The organism is Halorubrum amylolyticum, assembly GCF_004114995.1.
Taxonomy (GTDB): Archaea; Halobacteriota; Halobacteria; order Halobacteriales; family Haloferacaceae; genus Halorubrum; species Halorubrum amylolyticum.
The window spans coordinates 1-1,910 of record NZ_SDJP01000069.1 but is presented as its reverse complement, the minus strand read 5'-3'; the positions used below and the strand labels follow the sequence as shown (position 1 = coordinate 1,910).

The window sequence follows — 1,910 nt, the reverse complement described above, 5'->3', positions numbered from 1 at the left end:
CCCCGCGGCGTACTCGTTCGAACCCTCGGCGAGCTCGTTCCAGACCAGTACCATCGCGATACAGCGGGCCATCCCGATGAACACCAGTCCGAGGAAGAACTCAGGTCGGGCAGGCAGTCCAGGGACGAGACCGCTGAAGAAGATGACCGCCAACCCGAACATCAGTGTGGGGCCGATGAGCCAGTTCTGGACGAGGCTCAGCCCGAGTACCTTCACGTTCTTGAAGACAGCGGGGAGTTGCCCGTAGTTGACCTTCGCGAGTGGTGGGTACATCATTAACACGAGGCCGATCTCCACGAGGTGGAGGTCCTGAATCGGACCGGTCACCGACGGCGCAACGTAGCCGAGGCTGATCCCGATCCCCATCGCGCCGAAGATCCAGACGGTGAGGTACTTATCGAGGAAGTCCATCGACCGGGGATCCCCGCAGGACTCACAGTCGCAGTTCGGGCCGTGCTCGTGAGCGGCGCCGCTCACGCCACCGTCACCCCCGTCGTGTTGGGTGAGTCGGCCGTAGAGCGATACCGGTGCGTAGGCGGATAGTTGTTCATAATTGGTGTGTCGGCAGCAGTGGTTACTCTTCGGCCGCGATCACGTCGAGCTGGACGTCTGCGCCGCCCGGGAGCGAGCAGACGCCGACGACGGTCCGCGGGGGAAGTTCGACGTCGTCGAACCGGGACTCGTACACGTGGTCGATCGCCTCCGCGGCGCTCGGATCTGTGAGCTGAATTTCAAGCTTCATCACGTCGCCGAACGTCGCGTTTCGGTTGTCGGCGAGTGCGGCTTCGAGGTTGTCGAGCGCGGTCGAGAACTGCTCTTCGATTGAGTGCTCACTTAATATTTCTCCGTCGATCTCAGGGAGTATCCCCTCGAAAAAACGTAGGTCGGACGAGCCCGTTCGCTTTCCGAACGCACCGATGTTGTCCGTCCCTTCGCGCTGGCGCTTGCTCTCCTTACTTAGTGTGGGATCGATATCCATCTCGGTACGCTGCTCCGATTCCGGTTCGACCTCGGTTGTCTGCTGCCCCATAATAGATGAACAGTTGTTCATATATTAAAACTCTTTGGAGCAAGTCGGAAACTGTGATCGGAGTCCGGCTTCGGGGTGCGGAGCGGGGGGTCCAGACTCGTGGTGCCCCGACGACATCACAGCAGACGGTACAGTCCGGCCGCGAGAAGCGCCCCGAGGAGCGGTCCCACGATGGGCACCCAGGAGTATGCCCAGTCCGACGGTCCCTTGTGCGAAAACGGGAGAATTGCGTGGGCGATGCGCGGTCCGAGGTCGCGTGCGGGATTGATCGCGTATCCGGTGGGGCCACCTAACGAGAGTCCGATACCGAGCACGACAAGCGCGATCGGAAGCGCCGACAGTGCCCCTAGACCGAAGCCCACCGCTTGGCCGTCGATGGTAATCGACTGAAGCACCTCACCCGACTGAGCGTCGAAGAATCCGGCAGAATTCAGGTAGAGGACGCCGAATACCAAGACGAAGGTGCCGATGATTTCGGTCAGCAGATTAGCCGAATAGTTTCGGATCTCAGGGCTGGTCGAGAAGATCGCCAGCTTCACCTCCTCGTCTTCGGTCGCGGCGAAGTGGTCTTTGTACGCCAGCCACACCACTACGCCGCCCAGGAATCCGCCGACCGTCTGTGCGGCGACGTACGCCGGAACCTGCGCCCAATCGAACAGCCCGGCGGCAGCGAGGCCGACCGTCACGGCGGGATTGATGTGACCGCCGCTGACCTGACTGACGGTGAACACGCCCATGAACACTCCGATGGCCCATCCCCACGTGATGACGATCCAGCCGCCGCCGTTCCCTTTCGTCTCGTTGAGCACGACGTTGGCGACGACGCCCCCGCCGAATATGATGAGGATCGCTGTTCCGATGACCTCGGCAATGTATGGAT

General features: G+C 61.4%; 3 protein-coding genes. All 3 read right to left on the bottom strand.

The window, feature by feature from the left end; all coding sequences use genetic code 11:
• Positions 1-477: arsenic resistance protein (locus ESO89_RS18260; protein ID WP_394345385.1), on the bottom strand; the 477-nt coding region annotated here is incomplete at its 3' end.
• Between the two features lie 97 nt (positions 478-574).
• Entirely contained in the window at positions 575-1,030 is a 456-nt protein-coding gene (locus ESO89_RS18255) for a RidA family protein (RefSeq protein ID WP_128906803.1), read from the bottom strand.
• Between the two features lie 116 nt (positions 1,031-1,146).
• A partial coding sequence (locus tag ESO89_RS18250) for an MIP/aquaporin family protein (protein ID WP_164932845.1) occupies positions 1,147-1,910 on the bottom strand: 764 nt, incomplete at its 5' end.

Coding starts and splice junctions, on each gene's coding strand:
- ESO89_RS18255 (WP_128906803.1), bottom strand. CDS start 1,030: ATGGGGCAGCAGACAACCGAGGTCGAACCGGAATCGGAGCAGCGTACC.